This is a genomic window from Mobiluncus sp. (assembly GCF_034180645.1).
Taxonomy (GTDB): Bacteria; Actinomycetota; Actinomycetes; order Actinomycetales; family Actinomycetaceae; genus Mobiluncus.
In genome coordinates, this window is sequence record NZ_JAXFNY010000003.1 from 1 (window position 1) to 17,542 (window position 17,542).

13 protein-coding genes and 1 pseudogene are annotated in these 17,542 nt (G+C 59.9%); 9 read left to right on the plus strand and 5 right to left on the minus strand.

Annotated elements, in window-relative coordinates; translation table 11 throughout:
* Window positions 1-116 (minus strand): NAD-dependent epimerase/dehydratase family protein (locus tag SPI05_RS00420; protein ID WP_321075342.1); only part of this gene is annotated, 116 nt, incomplete at its 3' end.
* A 204-nt stretch (window positions 117-320) separates the two neighbouring features.
* On the opposite strand from SPI05_RS00420, the gene rfbB reads away from it, so the two are divergent.
* Entirely contained in the window at window positions 321-1,313 is a 993-nt protein-coding gene (gene rfbB / locus SPI05_RS00425) for a dTDP-glucose 4,6-dehydratase (protein WP_321075120.1), read from the plus strand.
* A 98-nt stretch (window positions 1,314-1,411) separates the two neighbouring features.
* Here rfbB and rfbA read toward each other — a convergent pair whose 3' ends face one another.
* Window positions 1,412-2,275, minus strand: a complete 864-nt coding sequence (rfbA, locus tag SPI05_RS00430) for a glucose-1-phosphate thymidylyltransferase RfbA (RefSeq protein WP_321075121.1) — start codon at window positions 2,273-2,275, stop codon at window positions 1,412-1,414.
* A 95-nt stretch (window positions 2,276-2,370) separates the two neighbouring features.
* On the opposite strand from rfbA, the gene manA reads away from it, so the two are divergent.
* The 4 genes from manA to SPI05_RS00450 all read left to right on the plus strand — a co-directional run bounded on the left by manA (window position 2,371) and on the right by SPI05_RS00450 (window position 9,147).
* Window positions 2,371-3,582, plus strand: coding sequence for a mannose-6-phosphate isomerase, class I (gene manA / locus SPI05_RS00435; protein ID WP_321075122.1), 1,212 nt, complete (start codon window positions 2,371-2,373; stop codon window positions 3,580-3,582).
* Between the two features lie 256 nt (window positions 3,583-3,838).
* Window positions 3,839-4,132: a WhiB family transcriptional regulator gene (locus SPI05_RS00440; protein ID WP_321075124.1), complete on the plus strand. Its 294-nt coding sequence runs from the start codon at window positions 3,839-3,841 to the stop codon at window positions 4,130-4,132.
* 30 nt (window positions 4,133-4,162) lie between these two features.
* Complete coding sequence (locus tag SPI05_RS00445; RefSeq protein WP_321075125.1) at window positions 4,163-7,495, plus strand: glycosyltransferase family 2 protein; 3,333 nt, start codon at window positions 4,163-4,165, stop codon at window positions 7,493-7,495.
* Window positions 7,492-9,147 carry a DUF5719 family protein gene (locus SPI05_RS00450; protein ID WP_321075126.1) on the plus strand — a complete coding sequence of 552 codons (1,656 nt, stop codon included), beginning with the start codon at window positions 7,492-7,494 and terminating at the stop codon, window positions 9,145-9,147. The genes SPI05_RS00445 and SPI05_RS00450 overlap by 4 nt, the downstream gene beginning before the upstream one ends.
* 84 nt (window positions 9,148-9,231) lie before the next feature.
* Here the strand turns inward: SPI05_RS00450 and SPI05_RS00455 are convergent, their stop codons facing one another.
* Complete coding sequence (locus SPI05_RS00455) at window positions 9,232-10,089, minus strand: RDD family protein (RefSeq protein WP_321075128.1); 858 nt, start codon at window positions 10,087-10,089, stop codon at window positions 9,232-9,234.
* Window positions 10,090-10,107: 18 nt separating this feature from the next.
* Here SPI05_RS00455 and SPI05_RS00460 point away from each other — a divergent pair, with 18 nt between their 5' ends.
* Window positions 10,108-11,091, plus strand: coding sequence for a stage II sporulation protein M (locus SPI05_RS00460; RefSeq protein ID WP_321075130.1), 984 nt, complete (start codon window positions 10,108-10,110; stop codon window positions 11,089-11,091).
* Here SPI05_RS00460 and SPI05_RS00465 read toward each other — a convergent pair.
* Both SPI05_RS00465 and SPI05_RS00470 read right to left on the minus strand, forming a co-directional pair.
* A complete protein-coding gene (locus tag SPI05_RS00465) occupies window positions 11,088-12,077 on the minus strand; it encodes a L,D-transpeptidase (RefSeq protein ID WP_321075132.1) in 990 nt (329 codons plus the stop codon). The two genes, SPI05_RS00460 and SPI05_RS00465, sit on opposite strands and share 4 nt — an antisense overlap.
* Before the next feature lie 20 nt (window positions 12,078-12,097).
* Window positions 12,098-13,576, minus strand: a complete 1,479-nt coding sequence (locus tag SPI05_RS00470; RefSeq protein ID WP_321075134.1) for a L,D-transpeptidase — start codon at window positions 13,574-13,576, stop codon at window positions 12,098-12,100.
* 1,429 nt (window positions 13,577-15,005) lie between these two features.
* On the opposite strand from SPI05_RS00470, the pseudogene rpmE reads away from it, so the two are divergent.
* The 3 genes and pseudogenes from rpmE to SPI05_RS00485 form a co-directional block, all read left to right on the plus strand.
* Window positions 15,006-15,206: pseudogene (rpmE, locus tag SPI05_RS08970) on the plus strand (50S ribosomal protein L31); the annotation flags it as partial.
* Window positions 15,207-15,421: 215 nt separating this feature from the next.
* On the plus strand, window positions 15,422-16,525 hold the full coding sequence (prfA, locus tag SPI05_RS00480; RefSeq protein WP_321075138.1) for a peptide chain release factor 1: 1,104 nt from the start codon (window positions 15,422-15,424) through the stop codon (window positions 16,523-16,525).
* A 38-nt stretch (window positions 16,526-16,563) separates the two neighbouring features.
* A complete protein-coding gene (locus SPI05_RS00485; RefSeq protein WP_321075140.1) occupies window positions 16,564-17,436 on the plus strand; it encodes a peptide chain release factor N(5)-glutamine methyltransferase in 873 nt (290 codons plus the stop codon).
* Window positions 17,437-17,542: the final 106 nt, after the last annotated feature.

Genomic DNA, 17,542 nt, shown 5'->3' on the forward strand with positions numbered 1-17,542 from the left:
ACCTGAGGCTGGAGGTTGTCCAGGGCAACCACGCGGTCAAAACGTTCAGCGAGCGGCCGGGATAGTGCGCACCCGATAAACCCCGCTCCGCCCGTGACCAGGCAACCATTCGACATAACTATTTTCCCCTTGAATTTTTGAACCCACTCAGTCTAGCAAGTCATACTCCAGGCCGAGAACTTTGCGGGCTGACCCCCTCGGTAAACCGGCTAGAGATGCGCCAGAGATAACCGGGGGCGGTAGACTTTTGCACAGAGATGGTTTTAAAACCCACCCTGGCCAAGGTAGGCTGGAAAGCGTCGAAATAAAGGAGGAACTTCATGCACGTTTTGGTCACCGGCGGAGCCGGTTTCATTGGCGCTAACTTTGTCCACACGACTGTGGAGGATTACCCGGATGCCACCGTGACGGCGTTGGATAAGCTGGGCTATGCCGGTAACCCGGACTCGATTGCGGGGCTGGATTGGGTGAACCTGGTGGTCGGTGACCTGGCCGACCGCGACCTGGTGGACTCCCTTGTGAAGGACGCTGACCTGGTGGTTCATTTTGCTGCCGAGTCTCACAATGACAACTCGCTGGTCGATCCTTCGCCGTTTATTTATTCCAACCTGGTGGGCACCTTTCATATCCTCGAGGCCTGTCGGCGCCACCACGTGCGTCTCCACCACATCTCGACCGATGAAGTCTACGGCGACCTGGCGCTAGACGACCCCCACAAGTTCACTCCCGAAACGCCCTACTGGCCCTCCTCACCCTACTCGGCTTCAAAAGCAGGGTCCGATATGCTGGTGCGCGCCTGGGTGCGTTCCTTTGGGGTGGAAGCGACCATTTCAAACTGTTCAAACAACTATGGCCCTTATCAGCACGTGGAAAAGTTCATTCCCCGCATGATCACAAACCGCATCGACGGGGTGCGTCCGCGCCTGTACGGCGATGGCTTGAATGTGCGCGACTGGATTCATGTGCATGACCACAACACTGCTGTGTGGGCCATTATTGAGAAAGGCCGCTTGGGCGAAACCTACCTGATTGGCGCCAACGGTGAGAAAAACAACCTGGAAGTCGTGCAAACTCTGAACCGGATGATGGGATTCCCCGAGGACGACTTCGACCATGTTAAGGACCGTCCTGGCCATGACCGGCGCTACGCGATTGACAACACGAAGCTGTGTCAGGAAACTGGCTGGACACCGCAGTTTACCTCGTTTGAGGAGGGGCTGCGTGACACTATCGACTGGTACACCGTCCACGAGGACTGGTGGCGGTCAGCCAAGGCCGAAACTGAGGCGAAATACGCCAAACAGGGCCACTAGACGGAGCCGCTGTAGCTATTTTGCGATTAAATCGGGGTTGCTGGTCATATAGACCAGCAACCCCGATTTAATCCCCGATTTCTGACAACGCGGGGGCGCTAGGCTTCCAGCAGACCCAGCAGGTAGTCCCCGTAGCCGGATTTCCGCAGCGGCTCGGCGCGTTTGGCCAGCTCTGCGTCACTCAAAAATCCGCGGCGCCAAGCGGCCTCTTCGGGGCAGCCAACTTTCAGGTCTTGGCGTTTTTCTACGGTTCGCACGAAAGCGGTCGCGTCTGCCAGGGAATCAAAAGTCCCGGTGTCCAGCCAGGCCGTGCCGCGTGGCAGGACCTCGACCTGCAGTTTCCCGGCTTCGAGGTAAACCCGGTTGACGTCCGTAATCTCGTATTCCCCGCGGGCGCTGGGTTTCAAATCTCGGGCAATCCCTACCACGTCATTGTCATAGAAATACAGACCCGGCACGGCATAGTTTGACTTGGGCTGCGCGGGTTTTTCCTCAATGGAAATGGCGCGGAAGTTCTCATCGAATTCCACGACGCCGTAAGCCTTGGGGTTGTGGACGTGGTAGGCGAACACGGCTCCGCCATCTATGCCCTTAAATCGCTGCAGCTGGTCGCCCATGCCCGGACCATAGAAAATGTTGTCGCCCAGCACCAGGGCGGCTTCTTCCGAACCGATGAAGTCCGCCCCCAGCACGAACGCCTGGGCTAGGCCGTTGGGGACCTCTTGCACCTGATATTCCAGGTGAATCCCGAACTGGGAGCCGTCGCCGAGCAGACGGTGAAAAGACGGGGCATCGTGCGGGGTGGTGATGACCAGGACGTCTTGAATCCCGGCCAGAATCAAGGTCGTTAAGGGGTAGTACACCATCGGCTTGTCATAGACCGGAACCAGCTGTTTCGAGGTGCCCAAAGTAATGGGATGCAAACGAGTGCCGGATCCGCCGGCCAAAATAATTCCACGCATGAAACCAAGCCTACCAACCAAACCCCCCCGAAAGTACTAATGAACGGCGAAAACCTCCCTAAAATTAATCCCAAGCAAACGAAAGGGGAAACGCCGTGGAGCGCATCGGAGGGATTGAGAAACGTTACGCCTGGGGCTCGGATACGGCTATTCAGGAGCGCTTTGGCATCGGTACGCCCGGTCAGACGCTGGCAGAAGTGTGGTTCGGCGCCCACCAGCTGTCGCCCTCGGTCCTGCTCGACGAGTCGGGGCAGCCTGAGGAGGACCCCTTGACTTTGGGGGACTGGATTGCGGCTGACCCCGTGGGCACTCTGGGGGCTTCGGTGGTGGAGCGTTTTGGACCGCGCTTGCCCTACCTGATGAAGTTCATCGCCCCGAAACGCCCGCTGTCCCTGCAGGTCCACCCGGACCGGGAGCGTGCCGAAGCCCGCTACAAAGCTGAGGAATTGGCGGGTATCCCGCTGGATTCCCCGCAGCGGCTCTACAAGGACCCCAACTATAAACCCGAACTCATCTATGCGATTACGAAGTTCGAGGCGCTGGCGGGGTTTCGGGCGCCTCGGCGCATCATCGAGATTTTCGCTGATTTGGATACGGAGCTAGCGGTGCAAATCGTGTCTATGCTGCGGGATAATACGTCCCCTGAGGGTATCCGCACGGTGGTGGATCGGCTCTTGTCTCCGCATACGACACCACAAGCGGCCCAGGTCGAGGCCACGGTGGCGGCGATGACGGACCGTCTGCAGGCGGGGACTTCGCCGTCCGTGCGGGTGGACCGTACCGTGATGGGTTTGGCGCGTTCCTATCCTGGGGATGCCGGAGCGGTGGTGGCAGCGATGCTGAACCCAGTGACCCTGCGACCGGGGGAAGTGCTGTTTACGCCTCCCGGCGGGATTCACGCCTATCTGTCCGGGCTCGGGGTGGAGGTGATGGCCAGCTCGGATAACGTGCTGCGGGCAGGGCTGACTGAGAAGCACGTGGATTGCCAGGAGCTATTGAACTGCCTGGATTATGTCGCCGCCCCGCCGGTACGCATAGCCCCGGAGTGGGTGACGGAATCGACCCAGGTATTCTATGCCCCAGTGGACGATTTCGAGTTTTCCGTGACCCGCCTGGACGGGCGGGAACTGGCGCTGCCCGGCCACGGCGGACGGCTGATTCTGGGCCTCGAAGGCACTCCGACCTTGCGTGACGGAGCGACTGCCAGTTTGGTGCTGCACCCGGGAGAAGTCGTGTTTGTTCGGGCAGATAAGGTGCCGGTCTGCGCTGCCGGAACCGGGGTCGTGCTCCAGACCGACATCCCCTGAGACGAGCCAGCAATTAGTCCCAAACCCGTTTTTGTGGCAAACGTTCCACGGGCGTGTCGAGCCTATGTGACATATCTCACATTTGCGCTCGAACTGTGCAATTGGTGGATTTTCGCATACTTGAGCCAAACTCGGCGCCTGAAACCACTTGAACTATTGAATCACACGCGTGTAACTTAGAGGTAACGTTTTTGGTGTCCCTGAGACGCGGCGCCAAATTTACAAAAGTTGTCAGAGCGAATGAGGTGAAGGGTCCTTGTGGAATCTGTTTGGTGAAGGCGGTCTCGATTTCGCTGATGCAACCCCAGAGATAGGCGAAATTCTCAATGGACCGCTGGCCTGGCAGGCTCAGGCACTGTGTGCGCAAACCGACCCGGAGGCTTTTTTCCCGGAAAAGGGCGGTTCGACCCGTGAAGCGAAAAACGTTTGCTCTCGCTGCCCGGTTAAGGCCGAGTGTCTTCAATATGCGCTGGAAAACGACGAACGCTTTGGAATCTGGGGCGGTCTGTCCGAGCGGGAACGCCGTCGTTTGAAGCGTCGCGCGTCCTGACCTCAATAGGGACGTAATATCCTTAACTCTGTGCACACTGCAGTTACCGCCCTCATCGTCACTTCCGGGGAGACACCCTACCTGGCGGCGACCCTTTTGGCGGTGTCTCGGCAGACCCTGGCGCCACGGCAGGTGTTCGTCATCGACGTTTCCAGTTCCGGAGTGGTTCATCGCTCCGGCACGAAAGTACTGAAAACTCCCGGCGCCCCCAACTTGGGCGAGGCGCTGCGCCAAGCCAAAGCTCAGCCCGATTTCCCCACGCCCGCTCCGGGTAAACCTCACGCCCTGTGGATTTTGCATGACGACTCCGCCCCGGCTCCCTCCTGCCTGGCCGAACAGCTGAAAGTCCTAGAATCTGGCTCATCCATCAAAGTCGTCGGCGCGAAACAACGATTGTGGGACAAAGCCAATCAAATCGTGGAGGTCGGCATTCGCGCTACCATCTCCGGACGGCGCTTGCAAGAAATGGACACCGGCGAGGTCGACCAGGGTCAATATGACGGTCGCAAGGACGTGCTAGGCGTGGGCACGGCGGGAATGCTGGTGGACTGGGAAACGTTTTGCCGCCTGGACGGTTTTGACCCGCACCTGGGCCCTTTCGGCGATGGCCTGGAGTTTTCCCGGCGTGTACACCTGGCCGGGTATCGGGTCGTGGTGGCGCCGCGCGCTGTGGTGTATCACAAGATGGCGGGCTACTTTGGGCTGCGCGGTCCCGATGGGGGACGTCCCGCCCGTTCCGCCCGCAGCTTCGACCCCACCGGGCGCGACGTGGAAGCCAACGGCAAGCTGGAGTCCGATGCGAAGCGTTCCTTTACCGCCCGGCGTACCGCTCAGCTGCACAACTGGATGGTGGCGGCACCCTGGTGGCTGTTTATCTTCCTCCCGCTGATTGTTCTGGTACTCGGGCTACTGCGGTTTTTCTGGCGTATCCTCACGAAAGAGCCCAAGCTCGCGGCCGGAGAACTGCAATCCACCCTGGTGACGGTGTTCCGGCCTTTTGCCGCGTGGCAATCCCGGCTGCGGCGGGTGCGCCAAAGCAAGTTGAGTCCCCGCACTTTGCGGCCTCTTCAGGTGAAATCTTCCCAGATTCGCCAAGCCAAAACCACGGCCCGGCGTGTCGCCAAAGACCAGCGCCGCCCGCAAATCGCGGACGCGGCAGCGCGGCGCAGCTTTTATACCGAAAAGGCCGTGGATCGCACTCTCGTGTGGGTCGTTGCTGCTGCCCTAACCCTGATAGGGCTGTTGGGCTGGCGTTTTGCCATCGGCGGGGTGTCCGGCGGAGCGCTGGCGAACCTGCCGGTGAACAACCAGGATTTTTGGGCCGACCTCATTTCCGGGTGGATTCCCGCCGGTCTGGGCTACGGCTCGGCGGTCGGGGCGGTGGACCCCCTGGGTCTGGAGGTGGCGAGCCTGGGGCAAATCGCGGGTTTCGTCGGGGTAAAAGGGTCGGTGGTGCTGGCGGTTTTGCTCTTCGCAACCCTGCCGCTGGCCTGGCTTAGCGCGTGGTGGGCTGCCGGGGTTCTCACTGATTCCCGCACGCTGCGTGCCCTGGTTGCCCTCTCCTGGGCCTTTAGCCCGAACCTGCTGGTTAGTATGGGTTTGGGGCAGTTGCCGGTGTGGGTTTTAGCGGTGAGCGTGCCCCTTTTTGCCGGTTCTCTAGCCCGTGGTACCGGGATGCCGGTGTCCCGCACCGTGATGGGAGAAATCGAACCGGTCACGGTCAACGTGCATTCCGCTGCGATTATCCAGGTCGGCATCGCCGCCCTCACCGGTTTCCTGACGGTTAGTGCGTCCGTGATTATGGTCATCCCGGTGGTACTCCTGGTGGGAATGGCGATGCTGAAAGGGATCGCTAACCCGCTTTTTGCCGAGGCGCAAACTGAGGCGCCAGACCCGGGCTGGAGCCCAATTCCGGCCCGTCTGCGGCTGAAAGCCGTCCATGCCCTGATTGTGCTGGCTCCGGCTGTTTTGTTGGCGGTGCCCACGGTGGTGCGCACAGTCGGTACTCCCGCCCAATGGCCCCTGTGGCTGTCCAGTCTTTCTGTGCCGCTACCCACCCCGAGGCCGAACTGGTGGGATTTACTCGCAGCCTGGCCGGTGGACGTGGTGGCGACGTCTCTGCCTATTGCCCTGCCCGGCTGGCAACTCCTTGCTTTCCTGCCCCTGGCTTTGCTGCTGTTGACCGTGGTGGCCGGGGTGATTATTCCGGGCCATTCCACCGGGGCTCACTGGAGTCTGCTGTTCGCGTTGGGCGGCTTGGTGACGGCGTGGTTGGCGAGTTCCACCCCGGTTTCCGTCTCTGGAGCCAACGCCGTGTGCGCCTGGGGTGGGCCGGGATTGGCATTGTTTCACGCGGGATTGATTACTTCCGCCCTGTTCTCGGTGGGGCGTCTGCAGCTGACGGTGCCGGCGGAGATAGCTAACTGGAGTAACCGCAGTGTCCAGGCCGTGGTGGCTGTGGCGGTGCTGATCCCGGTTTTGGGGGCCACTCCGATGCTGGTGAACCAGATGGTTGCTCCCAGCGCGTCCGATTTCAACGCGCTGGCAACTTTTCGGGATGTGAGCCTCCCCGCCACGGTCGCCCAAGGTCAGTCCTCCCCACGCCACCTGCGGGCCCTAAACCTGGAGGTCTCCAGCGCCCCTAACCAATCCACCCTGGTGATGGCCGGTTTATGGCGGGACTGGCGCGACACGACTTTTGAGGCGTCCCCCTACCTGAAACTGAAAAACTACCGCAACGTGACCGGTTCGCGTACCCCCGATGCGGCTGACGCGGTGCTGCAGGCTACGGTGGCGTCGGTGCTGGGAGGCTCCACCCCGAAGCTGGGAGAGCAGCTCGCCCAGCTGGATGTGAACTTCATCATCGTGCCCCACAGCAAGGACGCGGCGACCACCACCCTGATTAACACGTTGGACTCGGCCGCGCCGCTGGAAAGGATTACCACCACGGAGGCCGGCACGGTGTGGCGCCTGGTCGATTCTGCTGCAGTCAGCGTGGCCCGGGTCGCCCCGGCCCAGTGGAAGGGGGGGCATCCCTCCTGGCCGACCGGCGAAGTAACGGCGCAAGCGCTCAACGTGCGGGGTGGAAAGACCCACGTCGAGGCGGGTCCGGCCGGGCGGCTGCTGGCGTTCAGCGAACGCGCTGATAGCAGCTTTACGGTGCGATTCAACGGCAAAATCATTGAACCGGTAGATTCGGGTCAGTGGAATGCGCTCTACCAGTTGCCTCCCAATCCTGGCACCGTGACCATCACCTATGCTTATCTTCCTTACCAGTTATGGGGTGCGGTGCTGCTGCTGTCCCTGCTGATTGCCCTGGCTGCGGCCATACCGCTGCGTCGGGTGTCGGAGGTGAGATTGTGAAACTGGAAACCATCGAGGATTCTCTGCCAGAGATGGAGCCTCCAGAGGTGGGGGCGGCTGGTTCTCGTTACGTGGCGGTCAGTCGCTGGGACGGGGTGCGTTGGTTCCTGGCCACCCTGCTGGTCGTTGCCGTGACGGGCCTGGTGGTCGCCGTTGGATTGACCCGACCGGCAGCCGTCCAGAAGCCTCGCTATGGTGAGCCCGTGCCGGTGCCTCCCGGCCAGATTACCCTGGCTTGTCCCCAGGTGCCGCCCACAGTTAACCCCGCGGCGGTCGATGGAGCCGGCAATCCGTTAGCCCCGCCCAAAATTGCGGGATCGATGACTTCCACTGTGCTGGCGCGCACTGACCGAGTCCCGGAAAAGGCGGTGTACCAGCCTTTGGGTTCGTTAGGCCCCGCCCCGCAGCCCGCCGCTGCGACACCGGAGGAAACGGCCTCGAGCAAAACGCATCGTGCCGGAGGGATGCACTTAGCGGCGGACGACGCCGAAGAAGTGGCGCCGCCTCCGGAAAATCCCCGCAACGACCTGGACTTGACCCCGAAATCGGCAATGCTTTACGGCAGTTTTTCCACTCCGGTCAGCGGTTTCCTCACCGCCCAGCCGTGGGATGGCAAGGTGGCCCTAGCTGGGGCGGATATCGAACAGTCAGTTTCCTCAGGAGACTACCGCGGCCTGGCCAGTGCGTCCTGCCAGCCGGCTCAGCTGGAATCTTGGCTGGTCGGCGGGTCGACCGAGGTCGGGGAATCGAGCGTCCTGCAGTTGATGAACCCCTCGGCCAATACGGTTGACGCCAAGGTAGAAGTGTGGGGCGACACCGGGAAACTCGATTTCCCCCGCGGAGACAAAATCAGCGTCCCTGCCCACCAGCTGCAGGCCATTCCTTTGGAATCCCAGGTGGGAGGAACCCAGCGCCTGGTAGTGCGGGTCACTGCGAACGGAGCTGGTCTGGCATCTTCACTGATGACACATAGTTTGCTGGGTTTGACTGCGGGGGGTGTCTCGCTGGTGCACGCCTCGACCCTGCCTCACACCACCCAGGTCATTCCTGGCGTGGCGATGGACGGGAGTCTCGGGGCGGTACGCCTGTTGAATCCCGGTGCGGATTCGGCGCGAGCCACCATTGAAGTCGTGAATGAGAACGGCCGTTTCCCGCTGCCGGGGGGCAAAGACCTGGATTTGGATCCTGGCGCAGTGCTCGATTTCACGCTGGGTGGCCTGCAGCCGGGCAACTACGCAGTCATCGTCAACGCCACCCAGCCCGTGGCGGCAGGGGCGGTGGTCTATCGGCAAGGCTCGGTTTCCGCCACCGACCCGGATAAATTCGTGCGTGACCTGGCGTGGTTGCCCGCTCTGACTACCGGAGGAGGAGTGGTGATGGGACCCGCCGCGACACAGCGCCAGTTGCTGGTGACGAACCTTAACGCCGAAAATATGGAATACCGGGTTGCCGGAGCCACTCACGTCGTCAACGCCATGACGACTGTGGTCGTGCCCCTCCAAGAGGAGCTCCCGCAACTGGTGGAGGCTCCCGACCTGTATGTAACTCAGCTGGTCACCACTAATCTGGGGGATGGCGACGGGATTGATGCCCTGGAACCGATTCCAGACCTGTCCGTATCCAGCCAAATCTACGTCCACCTCACCAGCTAACCACGCTGCTGATGGGGGGCAGGAAACCGGAAGCGACCCCGCTAAGCCAGGGCAAACGCCGCGGAAATACCGGTCAGTCCGGCTCTAAATCCCGTACCGGGAACCGGATACTGCGGAAAGTTTTTTCTCCAGTCGGGCCTGGATAGCCTTGTTCGTGCGGTATTCGGCGTCCCGGCGCAACACCAGGACCGCCGCAATGAACCGCTCCGGGTCTGTGCCGGGGGGAGGCGGCGGATACACCTGGTTCAAAAGGGCGGTGGCCAGCGTTTGCGCCGCCTGCTGTCGGTGGAGCGGGTCTATCTTGGTGGCGCTTTGCAGGAACCGGCGCGCAGTCACGGTGGTAACCCCGTCCAGCTCGCCGACATTGGCCTCGCTGGCCCACTGAGCAAGTTCCGGAGCCAGCAGCAGCGGTCGGCGGGTCAGCCCGGAAGTCTCGGAAACGGCGTAGGTTCCAGCGAAAATATCCCCGATACGTTTGCCTCTGCGGTTCGTCCACGCCGCGATAATGGCCCCGGCGCCCATCGTCGCCCACAGTTCGCCCAAACCAATCAAGGTACGCACGAACGCGTGGCGCAACGTGATAGGACCGCCGTCATCACGGACTATGCGCGTCCCCACGATGAAACGCCCTAGTGACTTTCCGCGACTCAAAGTTTCTACCGTCATCGGCACCAGGAACAGCCACAGCGCCGTGACTATCGAAACCAACGCGGCGGCATGTGCCTCATTGGAAAAATACATGAAGTCGTCACTTTCCCCGCTCAGACTCAGTATCAGGAACAGCACCTCGTAGGTGATAATCATCCCTAAAATGATGGCGATGGCATCAATAATGGCCGAAACGACACGCAAAAATAACGAAGCCGGCTGCACCAGCAAGGCGATAGCTTCGCCGGTGATGACCACGTCGGGCCGGATTTTCGTTCCGCTAAATTGTTCCATTAAGTATAAATTAGCAGCATGGACATCGATGCGTATACCGCAGGGCGAGCTGAGGACTGGTCGCGCCTGGCTCAACTGAACCGGAAACGCCGTCTGAGCGGGGCGGAAATCGATGAATTGATGGGCTTGTATCATCGAGCCAGCGCGGACTTGGCGACCATTACTTCCGTGCCGACCGACCCGGATGTCGTGCTGGATCTGACGAACCTGGTGTCCATGGCACGAGGGCGTATCGGGGGGACGCGCCGAACGTTTCGGGAGTCTGTTGGCGGGTTCTTTACCGTGACTCTGCCCCTGGCGCTGTACCGTATCGGGTCGGTTTTCCTGGTGCTCACGGCTCTGTCACTCATTACCGCCGTGTTCACCGGTTTTTGGGTCTACACCCACCCGGAGACTCTGCTGGCCCAGCAATCTGAGATGGAACTGCGCCAATACGCCGAAGATTCTTTCAAAGCCTATTATTCAAACTATCCGGCTCCGGATTTTGCCGCCCAGGTGTGGACGAACAACGCGACGATTGCCGTGCTGATGGTGGCCCTGTTCTTTACCGGCGCCTATCCGGTCTACCTGTTGCTGACGAACTTCGCCAATGTGGGAGTCGCCGGGGCCATCATGGCCAAGTACGGTGACCTAGGGATTTTCTTTGGGTTGATTACCCCCCACGGGCTGCTCGAGCTGTCCTGCATTGTCTTGGCTTGCGCCGCGGCCTTGCGGCTGTTCTGGGCGCTGTTTGTGCCCGGTGAGAATCCGCGCATGGTGTCCCTAGCGCGTGCGGGCCGCCAGTTCGGGCCGGTAGCGGTAGGTTTGATTATCCTGTTGGGGATTTCGGGCCTGGAAGAAGCGTTCTTGACGCCCTCGGCGTTGCTGACCCCCGTAAAGATTGCGGTCGCGGTAGTGGTCTATGTGGCCCTGGTAGCATGGGTGGTGTTTTTCGGTCGGCGGGCGCTGCGGGCGGGCCTGAGCGGGGACCTGGAGGAATCGGTCGCCGGCTACGTGGACTAAGTGTGAGACACGACAGTAGTGCCGATGGTTATCAGGTCATAAATCGCTTTGGCATCCGTCACGCTCAGGTTCACGCAACCGTGAGAGCCTTTTTCAGGGATATAGACGAAAGTGGAGCGCCACGGTGCCCCGTGCAGCGCAAAATCTCCCGAAAAGTATGAAATCCACGGGGCTGTCTCACTGTAGGGTCCGTCAAATCCCACCCCGGTCATGGTTTGCATTTCCAGCTTGGCGTACACTTTGTAAACCCCTTGCACCGTGGGGGCTTGGGCGTGGCCGTCCACCGCGGCCACCGGCCCGTAAATGACTTTCGTCCCGTCATAGACGGCAGTAGTGTGGTTCGTCAGGTTCACATCGACCCACCGTTCTTGTGGCTGGGGCGCGTAGGGCATCGCCGGAGCCGGAACGACGGTGTCGTCAAAACCGCCTCGGCGGGCAGACAACTTCGTGGCGACTTCTACGTTACCTGTTATTTTGTCCAGGGCCGTGGTGATGCGTGAAACCAGACTGTCCGGTTTGTCCACGACCGCACCGTCAACTGGGTCTTTGAGTAAACGTACCAGGTGGCCGGCACTGTCCACCTGCCGCTTTCCGTTCACGGCGGGTTTATCGACTTGGGCGATGCAGGAACTCACCCACTGAGTGATTGCGTCAGTGCTAAAGCGGGGTGGGGGCAGGGGTTGCGAGCTGAGCTGCTTGACCGGTTGGGGAACCGGATGTAGCCAGGAGCAAACCTGGTCAGGCTTTGCCAAAAAGCTGCTGTCGCCGAGGCGTAAAGTGACGCTGCGCTGGCATGCCGAGTCCCGCGCCGCGCTGATTTGGGCGGACTGGTCCTCATTCCAAAACGGCGTGTAGCCAAATGCGAGCCAGCCGCCCCCGGCCACCACCAGCAACGTGGCCGCAGCCGCGAGCCATCTGGGGTTGGTCGCCAACGACCGACGCCGATGTTGCGGCGTCAGATGCGTGGGGCGATAGAGGAAGCTCATTCGTAAAACCTTTCAAAAACCTAGATAACCCCAGCTCGGTGGATGACTACCGGGGTTCCTACCCGAGCCCAGTCGAACAGCTCCTTGGCTTTCGCAGGCTTCAGGTTCACACAGCCGTGCGACCCGCCGTAGTTCGTTTGCACCCAGTTCCAGCGTGTATAGGTGCCGTGTACGGCGTAGTCGCCGTGGTAGTACATGGTCCATGGGCTCCAGGTGTCGTAGGGTCCGTCCCAGGCATTATCGCTTTTCATATGGGCGTTGACCAGCTTGGTTTGGACACGAAAAATGCCCGGATAGGTCGGGGAAGGTAGCGAACCGTGCACCGCCTCGACCGGTCCCCACACGACCTTGTCCCCAGCCCATGCTGCGACAGTGTGGTTGGTCAGGTCGACGCTGATGAACTTCTCCCCAGGTTTGGCGTTGTAGGGAGGGCGGGGAAGGTTTTGGTCCACCACGGTGTCGTTGAACTTGCCTTCCTGGACTTCCATCTCAAAGACCCCGCGGTAGTTTTGTCCGGCGTTCAGCGCCGTGGTGATTTCGGCGGCAATGGTGTCATTGTTCGAGACTTTCTTTGAGTCCAGAGCCATTTTCGTCATGGTCAAGAGGTAGCCGTCTTTCGACATGGTGCGTTCGCCCGGACCGTTGTTCACGTCAATTTTTTCGTCGGTGAATGTCTTGAGCCAAGCCAATACTTTCTTTTCGCTGATGACCGGTCCGTCCTCAGTGACTTCGACCCACTGGGCTTTGTCCGCGGGGGAAATGATGTGCCCAACGCGGCGGCCAATCAGGTTCACTTTCGGGGCGATGAGCGTGTTGGCTCGCTGCGCCCAGGTTTCCAGCTGCGGATCCGCTTCGCTCGGCGTAACTTCGGTCAGTTTCACCGGGACGGATTGTTTCGTCTGAGTTTCCCAAGTTTTTTCGGCGGCCGCGATGAGGACTGTCGGGTCAACGCCTTGCCCGGCGCTGCCCGGCTGCACCGCAAAGGAGCCTTGTTCGCTGTTGAACCCCAGCTGCGGGTCGACGACGGTGTCAGGTCGCTTCGCGGTCAAAGCCCGGGCTGCCTGGGTGGCGGTGGTTTTGTCGAGGGTGAAAAGGGGGGTGACTTTGCGTTCTCTGACGGTGGAGGCCAGGACTTCGCTGAGGTTTTCATTCGCTTTCATTACGGCAGCGGCGGTGCCGGGAACGTCGCAGTCCAAACCCATCTGGCCCAGACTTAACGAGGTTTCAGGGACGTCACCGCTAAATGTGGCTTTCAGAGTCTGGCAGCGATCCGTCAAACCGCGTTTCAGTTCATCGGGAGTCTGGCCTCCGACATCGTGGTTTCCCACCATCGTGTGGGGCAGCGCCAAGTTGGAATAGTGCGTGGCGTAAGCCCAGCCGCTGCCCCCAAGGGCGAGGGCGAGAACCCCCACACTGATGCCAGTAACGATGGGCCAGCGGCGTTTTTGCTTGACGACACCACGAATCTCTAAAGTGGGGTTCAAATTGTCTGCTGTCATTGCCACCTCTCGATCCTCGTTAATCATAGCTGAAACCTGTTGTTTCCCAAGTGAATGATTGTCTGAGCATCCTGACTTTTCAAGTGGATGATTTGCGCTATTTATTTCGCTGGGATTGTTTACAGTCTGTCATCTGACTGACTGTAAGTGGATGGTCGCTGGGCATACTTAATCAAAAAATTTACCCTAGTTTTCAACGGAGAATCGCGATACAATGAAATAGCGCTGGAGGTCGGCGGCGTGTCTCGTTCAGCGCGTTATTTCTGTAACCAATTTCTTAGGTGGAAATTTGATGAAATCCCTGATTTATGTAGTGGTGAGCATTTTAGCTTTGGGCTCAGCAGCCGCTTTGCCAGCGCAAGCGGCTGAGTACCGCGAGGTCACGGATTCCCTTACGGGAGCAACCCTGAAAAATTGGAATGAGGGTAATTGCGAGTCTTTCCGTGTCAATGAGGTGGTTCGAAACGATAGAGCTCCCAGATACGCCAACGCTACCGCACCATTATCCTGGAACCATGTTGTGAATAATGCACGTTTTACCTCGATTGGAGACACTGTTGGTAGGAACGCGCGAATTAGTGCAGTTGCGGATTTTAAAACTGACTTTGTTACCTGCAGGGGTAAACCTACAACATGAGCAATTCGGCTACTTCTAATCCCAACGGCAGTTATTCAGCTGGATTTTCGCATGATTTGCGAGGCTGCATAGTTGATACGGTACACCCAGATACGAGTTATTATGCGCGCTAGAACTGCTTTTGCTCTGGTTGGGCTGGCGCTAATTGTTTGCAGTGTCATTCCCACCCCGTTTTTCTCGAACGCTTCACTGCCCTCAGTTTTCGCACATTCAGGGCTTTCCCTAGTGTATTTGTTAGGAATAGTTTTGGTCTTGCCTTTCGTTTGGCGTGTTCCGTCTTCACCCTTTCGGGGTGCAGTTCCGGTATTTGTACTCACGACGATGGTAGGACTTTACCTGATTGCTTGCGGAATCATGCTGGCAAATTTTCAAATACGTCCTGACATAGAGTTTCTACCGGCTACAGTAGTTACTCTCAGCAGTTTATTGGCAGTTTTTGTCCTGCTACTGGTGATGCTAGTGCGTTTTCGTGATCAATTGGCCAAATGGATTGTGGATTCATTTGCCTCCTCTGTTCGGCAGGGACAAACCTAGAGATGTTCACTGGATGGGTAATCACACTGCTTGCTGTCGTGGTTTTCCTGACCCAATTGGCTCACTATTGGCATACTGTCCGACGTGTTCCTCCAATTACGGTCAACGACACTATCTAGGGATTCTGGCTAACCAGCGGACTATCATCCCCACTTTTGGTGAAACGCGGTGGTTTGTGCCAGAATAGACCCTTGGTCTGTCCGGTTCACCCAAAGCCTCCGCTGCGGGACCCGGGGCCCTCGAACCCAAGGAGTAATCATGAAACAGGGAATTCACCCCGAATATGTTTTGACCGAGGTCACCTGCACCTGCGGAAATCGCTTTACGACTCGCTCCACCCTGACTTCCGGTCAGATGCGCGTGGACGTGTGCTCGGCTTGCCACCCGTTCTATACCGGCAAGCAAAAGATTCTTGACACCGGCGGTCGAGTGGCTCGTTTCGAGGCTCGCTACGCCAAGTTCAACGACGCCAAGAAGAAAGCTGCTGATAAAGCTAAGAAGGACGCCGAAAAGGCTGCCAAGCAGGCCGCAAAAGCTGAGGAAGCTAAGGCTCCCGCCGCCGCGGAATAGCGAAACTTTGACACCGGTCGGTACACGTTACCGACCGGTGTCTTTTATTTCCCAGGGTTTGCCTGGTGAACACCCAGATTTGCACATGAAATGAAAGGTCAGAAATGAGTGACTTCCCTGAAGAATTTGCCGGCGTGGAAGCCCTGCTGGAGGAGTTCCACCAGGTCGAGGCACAGATGAGCGACCCGGATTTACACTCCAACCAGGCTCATGCCCGCAAGGTTGGCCGCCGCTATGCGGAACTGAGCCGCATCAACACCGTGGTGCAAAGCTGGTTGCAGGCGCGTGACGACTTGGAAGTCGGGCGCGAAATGGCTGGTGAGGACCCGGACTTTGCCGCGGAAATCCCCGGGCTTGAGGCCGCTTTCGACCAGGCCAACGCCGATTTGATTGAGGCGCTAACTCCGCGCGACCCCGATGATGCCCGCGATGTCATCATGGAAATCAAAGCCGGCGAGGGCGGCGAGGAATCCGCCCTGTTCGCTGGCGATTTGCTGCGAATGTATCAGCATTACGCCGAAAAGATGGGCTGGACGGTGCAGGTCCTGGGCTTGACCGAATCGGACCTCGGCGGCGTCAAGGACGCCTCGATTGCATTCAAAGCGAAAGGTAACCCCACCCCGGAGGAAGGCGTGTGGGCCCACCTGAAATACGAGGGTGGGGTGCACCGGGTGCAGCGCGTTCCGGTCACCGAGTCACAAGGGCGGATCCACACTTCGGCGGCAGGCGTGCTGGTTATGCCGGAGGCTGAGGAAACCGGGGACATCGAGATTGACCCTAATGACCTGCGCATTGACGTGTACCGGTCCTCGGGGCCGGGAGGTCAGTCCGTGAACACCACCGACTCGGCGGTGCGTATCACCCACGTGCCTACGGGAATCGTGGTGTCGATGCAAAACGAAAAGTCCCAGCTACAAAACAAAGAGGCCGGTATGCGGGTGTTGCGTTCGCGCCTGATGCAGCTGGAGGCGGAAAAGCGCGAGGCGGAAGCGGCTGAGGCGCGTGCCTCCCAGGTCCGCACCGTGGACCGCTCCGAGCGAATCCGTACCTACAACTTCCCGGAAAACCGTATCGCCGATCACCGCACCGGATACAAGGCTTACAACCTGGACCAGGTGCTAAACGGCGACCTGGCCCCGGTCATCCAGTCCGCTATTGATGCCGATGAAGCCGCCCGTTTGGCGGCGGTGGGCAAGTCCGCCCACTAGTCCACATGCGTGTCGCCCGGGACGGCGGAAGGACTCCGATGCAGATACCCCAGCAAGCGGCAGCTCGCTCGGCGCTCAATGACGCGGCGTTCGTGTTGAGCGAGGCCGGAATCAACAACGCCCCCGGTGAGGCGCGTCTGCTGCTGGAGCACGTGTTGGGTCACCAGCCCGGCTACGGCGAGCGTCTGGACGGGCCGACCTGGCAGCGGTTCTTTGAGCTGGTCGGACAGCGCGCCACCCGGGTCCCGTTGCAGCACGTCATGGGGGTCATGTACTTTCGCCACCTGACCTTGCACGCCCGCCCCGGAGTGTTTGTGGTGCGTCCCGAGACGGAGTGGGTCGCACAAGGGGCCATTGACGCGGCTGCGGATTGGGTGCGGCGAGGGGTCTCTCCGCGGGTGCTGGATCTCGGCTGCGGTTCGGGGGCGCTGGGGTTGTCTATCGCCTCCGAAGTTCCCGAGTCTGTTCTGACCTGCGTGGACGTGTCAGAAGCGGCGATGGACCTGACGGCGGAAAACGCCCGGTTTACCGGGGTAGCGGCGCGAATCCTGCTCGCTGACGCTACCGACCCGCAAACGCTGCGCAACGCCCTTGTGCGCGCCGAAATCCCGCCAAAGTTCCACGTCATCGCCACCAACCCGCCTTATGTGGTCGATCCGGTGACCCAGCCTGAAGCGTCCCAGGACCCGCAGTTGGCGCTCTATGGAGGGGGCGACGATGGTTTAGAGCGCCCGCGGGCATTTTTGGCTGCCGCCGCCGCGGTCGCAGCCCCCGGTGCCACCATCGTGATGGAACACGCCGAGACTCAAGGTGCCGCCCTGGTGAAAGCGGCCCAAGCGCTGGGGCTGAGGGACGCGCAAACCCGATGCGACCTGGCCGGTCGCCCCCGATTCTTACAAGCTCTAGCCTGACCGTCGCCGGCCTGTCGAAATAGCACCGGCCTGGCGACTCCGGGGGGATGCCGCGGGGCTCGTCAGGGTTAAATCAGGGGTAACCCTGATGGCGGCTGGGTGGGGA